Source organism: Streptomyces sp. NPDC028331, assembly GCF_055565775.1.
This window is the reverse complement of record NZ_JBVHTR010000051.1, coordinates 1-6,343: the sequence shown is the minus strand read 5'-3', so window position 1 is coordinate 6,343 and position 6,343 is coordinate 1. Positions and strand designations below refer to the sequence as shown.

At 68.2% G+C, this 6,343-nt stretch carries 4 protein-coding genes and 2 pseudogenes; 2 read left to right on the top strand and 4 right to left on the bottom strand.

All coding sequences use genetic code 11. The features are described from left to right. Positions 1–458 precede the first annotated feature (458 nt). The 4 genes and pseudogenes from ACZ4SW_RS36970 to ACZ4SW_RS36955 form a co-directional block, all read right to left on the bottom strand. The gene (locus ACZ4SW_RS36970) at positions 459–2,144 is read right to left on the bottom strand and encodes a ribonuclease J (RefSeq protein ID WP_468253475.1); all 1,686 of its coding nucleotides are present in this window, start codon (positions 2,142–2,144) and stop codon (positions 459–461) included. Between the two features lie 127 nt (positions 2,145–2,271). Next, a complete protein-coding gene (dapA, locus tag ACZ4SW_RS36965) occupies positions 2,272–3,171 on the bottom strand; it encodes a 4-hydroxy-tetrahydrodipicolinate synthase (RefSeq protein ID WP_468253474.1) in 900 nt (299 codons plus the stop codon). A 225-nt stretch (positions 3,172–3,396) separates the two neighbouring features. Next, a pseudogene (thyX, locus tag ACZ4SW_RS36960) lies at positions 3,397–3,846 on the bottom strand (FAD-dependent thymidylate synthase); the annotation flags it as partial. Between the two features lie 3 nt (positions 3,847–3,849). After that, positions 3,850–5,046, bottom strand: a pseudogene (locus ACZ4SW_RS36955) (FAD-dependent thymidylate synthase); the annotation flags it as partial. A gap of 252 nt (positions 5,047–5,298) precedes the next feature. Between ACZ4SW_RS36955 and ACZ4SW_RS36950 the strand changes: the two are divergent. Both ACZ4SW_RS36950 and ACZ4SW_RS36945 read left to right on the top strand, forming a co-directional pair. After that, complete coding sequence (locus ACZ4SW_RS36950) at positions 5,299–5,535, top strand: hypothetical protein (protein ID WP_468253473.1); 237 nt, start codon at positions 5,299–5,301, stop codon at positions 5,533–5,535. A 118-nt stretch (positions 5,536–5,653) separates the two neighbouring features. After that, positions 5,654–6,208, top strand: a complete 555-nt coding sequence (locus ACZ4SW_RS36945) for a hypothetical protein (RefSeq protein WP_468253472.1) — start codon at positions 5,654–5,656, stop codon at positions 6,206–6,208. Positions 6,209–6,343: the final 135 nt, after the last annotated feature.

Sequence of the window (6,343 nt, the reverse complement as noted above, 5' to 3'; positions counted from 1 at the left end):
ATCGGAATCATCCGACGGACGGGGTATCAACATATCTGGCGTTGACTTTTGGCACGCTGTTGAGTTCTCAAGGAACGGACGCTTCCTTCGTACTCGCCGGAGAGATTCACTCTCTCGGCTTTCCTCCGGGCGCTTCCCTTCGGCGTTTCCGACTCTATCAGATCTTTTCTCGATCCGATTTCCTCGGTGCTTTCCGGGTTCCCGCTCTCGCGTTTCCCTTTCCGGCGGTTCCGACTTTATCAGAAGTTCTGAGTCGGGATTTCCGCCCTGCCGGGGATGGTTCCCGGGCGCTCAGTTGCGCCGGGTCCCCCGCTGGCGGAGCCGTAAACGTACTGGAGCGGGGGGGGGGGGGGGGGGGGAGAGAAAACAACCCCCCCCCCCCCCCCCCCCCCCCCCCCCCCCCCCCCCCCCCCCCCCCCCCCCCCCCAGGTCCACTCCCGCGAGGACTTGACCGGACGTCAGACTTCGACGACCACGGGAAGGATCATCGGCCTGCGCCGATACGTGTCCGAGACCCACTTGCCCAGGGTCCGCCGCACGAGCTGCTGGAGCTGGTGCGGCTCGACCACGCCGTCCTGCGCCGACCGCTCGAGCACTTCCGTGATCTTCGGGATGACGTCGCCGAAGGCCGAGTCCTCGATGCCGGAGCCGCGGGCCTGGAGGTGCGGTCCGCCGGTGATCTTGCCGGTCGAGGAGTCCATCACCACGAAGACCGAGATGATGCCCTCGTCGCCGAGGATCTTGCGGTCCTTCAGCGCCGGCTCGCCCACATCGCCGACCGAGAGGCCGTCGACGTAGACGTAACCGGCCTGGACCTTGCCGGAGATCTTGGCCTTGCCCTCGACGAGGTCGACGGCGACGCCGTCCTCGGCGATGACGATGCGGTCGTGCGGGATACCCGTGAGTGCGCCCAGTTCGGCGTTGGCCCGCAGATGGCGCCATTCGCCGTGGACCGGCATCAGGTTCTTCGGGCGGCAGATGTTGTAGAAGTACAGCAGCTCGCCCGCGGACGCGTGACCGGAGACGTGCACCTTGGCGTTGCCCTTGTGGACGACGTTCGCGCCCCAGCGGGTCAGGCCGTTGATCACGCGGTACACCGCGTTCTCGTTGCCGGGGATCAGCGAGGACGCCAGGATCACCGTGTCGCCCTGGACGATGCGGATCTGGTGGTCGCGGTTCGCCATGCGGGACAGCGCGGCCATCGGCTCGCCCTGGGAGCCCGTGCAGACCAGGACGACCTCGTGGTCCGGCAGATCGTCCAGCGTCTTGACGTCCACGACCAGGCCCGGCGGGACCCTCAGGTAGCCCAGATCCCTCGCGATGCCCATGTTGCGGACCATCGAACGGCCGACGAAGGCGACCCGGCGGCCGTACTCGTGGGCCGCGTCCAGGATCTGCTGGATGCGGTGCACGTGGCTGGCGAAACTCGCCACGATGATCCGCTTGCGGGCGCCCGCGAAGACCTGGCGCAGCACGTTGGAGATGTCGCGCTCGTGCGGGGTGAAGCCGGGGACCTCGGCGTTCGTGGAGTCGGTGAGGAGGAGGTCGATGCCTTCCTCGCTCAGCCGCGCGAACGCGTGGAGATCCGTCAGTCGGTTGTCCAGCGGCAACTGGTCCATCTTGAAGTCGCCCGTGTGGACCGCCATGCCGGCGGGGGTGCGGATCGCGACCGCGAGGGCGTCCGGGATGGAGTGGTTGACCGCGATGAACTCGCAGTCGAAGGGGCCGACGCGCTCGCGCTGTCCCTCCGCGACCTCGAGCGTGTACGGACGGATGCGGTGCTCCTGGAGCTTCGCCTCGATCAGGGCGAGGGTCAGCTTGGAGCCGATCAGCGGGATGTCGGGCTTCTCCCGCAGCAGGTACGGGACACCGCCGATGTGGTCCTCGTGACCGTGGGTGAGGACGATGGCGTCGATGTCGTCGAGCCGGTCGCGGATGGACGAGAAGTCCGGCAGGATCAGATCGATTCCGGGCTGCTCCTCCTCGGGAAAGAGCACTCCGCAGTCGACGATCAGCAGACGGCCGCCGTACTCGAAGACGGTCATGTTTCGGCCGATCTCCCCAAGACCACCTAGCGGGGTGACCCTGAGGCCTCCCGCGGGGAGCTTGGGCGGCGGGCCGAGTTCAGGATGCGGATGACTCAAAAGACTCTCCTCACCATGCGCGCCACGTACCTGTAGGGCACGTGGCGCGCATGACGTTCGTGCAAAAGCAGTTGTCGATAGTGGGTGCAGGCACCTGTGTCCTGCCTATTCAGTTGTGAAGTCCTTGTCAGAGCTGTACCCCGCCCGCAGCAAGATCGATCTTGAGCTGGGCGGTCTCCTCGGGCGAGAGCTCGACCATGGGCGGGCGCAGCGGCCCGGCGGGCAGGCCCTGGAGGGCGAGAGCGGCCTTGGTGGTCATGACGCCCTGGGTGCGGAACATGCCGGTGAAGACCGGGAGCAGCTTCTGGTGGATCTCCAGCGCCTTCTGCACGTCACCGCTGCCGTAGGCCTCGGCCATGGTGCGCAGCTCGGGCGTGACGACATGGCCGACGACGGAGACGAAGCCGACCGCGCCGACGGAGAGCAGGGGCAGGTTGAGCATGTCGTCGCCGGAGTACCAGGCGAGGCCGGACTGGGCGATGGCCCAGCTCGCGCGGCCGAGGTCGCCCTTGGCGTCCTTGTTGGCGACGATCCGTGGATGTTCGGCGAGCCGGACGATGGTCTCGGTGTTGATCGGGACGCCGCTGCGGCCGGGGATGTCGTAGAGCATGACCGGCAGGTCGGTCGCATCCGCGATGGCCTTGAAGTGGCGGTAGAGGCCCTCCTGAGGGGGCTTGTTGTAGTACGGCGTGACGGTCAGCAGACCGTGCGCGCCGGCCTGCTGCGCCGCGCGCGCCAGTTCGATGCTGTGGTGGGTGTCGTTCGTGCCGACCCCGGCCACGATGTGGGCGCGGTCGCCGACCGCCTCCAGTACGGCTCGTACGAGGTCCGATTTCTCCGCGTCGCTGGTGGTGGGGGACTCACCGGTGGTGCCGTTGATGATCAGGCCGTCGTTGCCTGCGTCCACCAGGTGGGTGGCGAGCCGCTGTGCGCCGTCGAGGTCAAGTGCGCCGTCCGCCGTGAAGGGCGTGACCATGGCGGTGAGGATCCGCCCGAAGGGGATCTGCGGAGTGGAGGTCGGAGCCATGGACAACACGCTACTCGGTGCTCAGGCCGTGGTCTGCCCTAGGGGGTCGGCAAAAGTCCTGACAAAGGTGGAGCCCGGCACTGCCTGCTCGGGGGTTCAAGCAGTGCCGGGTCCGTTTGATCAGGCTAGATGAACTTCGCGAAATGCCGCAATACGGACACTTCGCTCGGTTGACCCGTACATCTGTGCCCGGCCCTCCATGCCCGGCCGGCGACCGCGTGGGCGTTACGGCGCCACGCGGCCGTTCGCGTTGAAGGCGGCGTACGTGAGCGGCATGAGCCGGGCCCACTCGGCCTCCATCTTCTCGCCGACCATCTCGATCTCCCGCTGCGGGAAGGAGGGCACCTTCGCCAGCTCGTGCTGCGTGCGCAGGCCGAGGAAGTGCATCAGCGAGCGCGCGTTGCACGTCGCGTACATCGAGGAGAAGAGGCCCACCGGGAGGACCGAACGGGCGACCTCGCGGGCGACGCCGGCGGCGAGCATCTCCTGGTAGCGCTCGTACGCATGAATGTACGAATCCTGCATCGCGCGCTCCACGATCGCGTGCTGCGTGTCGGTGCCCGGCACGAACTCGTACTTGCCCGGACGCCCCTGCTGGACCAGCTTGCGGTCCTCTCCGGGAACGTAGAAGACGGGCTGGAGCTCCCTGTAACGACCTGATTCCTCGTTGTAGGAGTTGTGCACGACGATGCCGTCGGCGAGGAAGTTGTGCCAGGGGCCTTCGACCGACAGGTCGTAGGTCATCTCCTCGCCATCGTCTTCGACGGCGACGATCACGTCCGGAACGGCCTTGGCGACCTTGCCGCCCCGCTGGGCCAGAGCCTCTTCCTCGGCACTCTTGGCCGCGTGGCAGGGCTCACAGGCAGGGGCGAGGTTCCTCTCGCTGAGCGCCTGGGTCAGGTCACCGGCAACGGGGACCACATGATCCAGGGCGAGCTGTTCACGTGGGAAGTCCTGCCCGCACAGGTGGCAGGTGTCGACCTCCTTGATCAGTCGCTGTCGCTGCATGGAGGTCCATACGCCGATGCCCCGACGGAGACTCGGCGGGATCAGGGCCTGGGACGGGCCGGGGTCCGTGCCCGCCACCATGACGGCGTCCCCGACCGCGAGTTCGCCCGCCTTGCGCCAGCCCTCAGGGGTGAACACGGCATGGTCCACCGTGCAGCGAACCGCCTTCCCGGAAGCCGTGGTGATCCTGATCAGCGGCTTGACGCCGGACTGGATCACATCGACGATCCTCGACCGCTGAGCGAGCAGGGTTTCCTCGTCGTAACACCGCACGTGGTTGCGACGCACCGATTCGAGCTTGCGCAGACGGGTGCCGGGATGCTGCTCACGGAACTCGGCGACCGCGGACTCGGCCGCCTCGCGGCTCTCGTAGAGGCCGAGGTAGTGGTCGGTCTCACCGCGCCTGACCTGAGCCGTCCACTTGCCCGCCCGGCTGTGCCAGGTGACACCGCCTGCGGAGTGCGGGAGCCGGTCCTCGACCCCCAGGTGCCAGAGCTCGTACAGCTCGGCGATCGTACGTCGGCGCAGGTTGCCCGCCTCGCTCTCGAGCGTGATCTCGGTATCGCCTGCCAGACACCAGCCCACCCGGTGCCGCATGAACTCGCGGAAGACGAAGATCGGGGCGCTGATGAAGAAGGTCATCGAGTTGTGCTCGAAGGGGCTGCCGTGCCGGTCCCGCATCAGGTAGTTGATCAGGCCCTTGGAGCGCTCGGGGTCCTTCGTCAGCTCCTCCAGGGACTGCTCGCCGGCGGTGGAGACACGGGCGGCCCACAGCACGTCGGAGTCGGCCGCGCTGTGCTTGACCAGCTCGACGGTGACGTCGCTGCGGAAGCTGGGCTTGAGGTCGTCGGCGGGGGTGTCGGTCACGGTGTGGAAGGTCCTTCCCATCACAAGCTCGGGCGGCGCCCACTCTACGGCCCGGCACTGACAACGGGGCGTTCGGTGCCGGTCCGCGACATTCGTCGGCGAAGCCCGTCGAAGTTCTGCGAAATCGGTGATTCAGGGCACCATTTCGGGCACCCGCTCGTCTGTGTTGGTGACGGCGATTCGTTCGCGTCACCGATCTTCACAGAGCTGGTCCATCGGTCCCTGCGAACCTCAAGAGGAGAACCACACCCCATGTCCCGTCGGCGCGAGCCCGTACCCTTCGCCTTCCTCGCCGAAGCCGACTCCTTCCGCAGCAATGTCACCCCTCCGCCCCGTCGGCGCGCCTCCGTCGGCGAGCTGGCCGGGCGCTGGCTGCTGGGGCTGACCATCGTCGCCGGCCTGGTGGGCGCCCTGGTCATCGGCATGCCCGCCATGTCGCACCAGTCGCCCGCGACGACGCAGCAGTCCGTGGCCTCCGACGGCCGCTGACGCTCCCCGGCTCGGCCCGGCACGCTCCGGCCCCCCTTCGGCCCCCGAGGGTGGTGAGCGGGGGCACGGCTCGATAGCCTCACCCGTCACAGCCCCGTGCACCGAGTGAGGATCAGCCGTGCCCCTGTCCTTCCTGACGGCCGACCGTGCTTCCGCCCAGGCAGCGAACGATCTGCCGCTGCCGTACGACGACCGCGACCGCTGGCGCCGCCCCTACCGGCCGGGCCCCTGGCGGGTGGGCACCGCCGCGCTCCTGCTGCTGTTCGCGTCCTACGTGCTCTTCGCGGCGGTGGTCATCGCCCTCACCGGGACCGTGTCGGACGCGGGCACGGTGTTCGGCGTAGCGCTGGCCGTCGTCGCCGGGGCCCTGCGGCTGCTGCGGATGGGCGTCTGGGTGAGCGCGCGCGGGCTGCGCCGCGTGGGGTTTCTCGTCACCCGTACAACGCGGTGGGGGCAGATCGCCTCCGTACGCACGGTGCAGCAGCCGGTGCGCTGGCTGGGGCTGCCGCGCACGGTGCAGGGTCAGGCGCTGGTCCTCGTACGACAGGCCGGTGCGACCGCGGCAACACCCGTACTGACCAGCCACAACGCTGATTTCCTGGCCCGTCCCCAGGCCTTCGACCGGGCGGCGGACACGGTGGAGGCATGGGCGGCGGAGTTCGGGCGGGGCTGAGCGTCCCAGGGCTCTCGACGCAAAGGGGCCGCCCCGTGGACCTCAGGTTCTAGTAGTCGTTGCAACACCCCAGCTCAGGGGATGCAATGGACTTCGAGATCCGCAGGGACCGGACGGCTCAGGGGCCTGTGAAGC

Bases quoted from the DNA above. Each gene is read 5' to 3' on its own strand.
- ACZ4SW_RS36950 (WP_468253473.1), top strand. From the start codon at position 5,299: ATGTCCCGTCGGCGCGAGCCCGTACCCTTCGCCTTCCTCGCCGAAGCC.
- dapA (WP_468253474.1), bottom strand. From the start codon at position 3,171: ATGGCTCCGACCTCCACTCCGCAGATCCCCTTCGGGCGGATCCTCACC.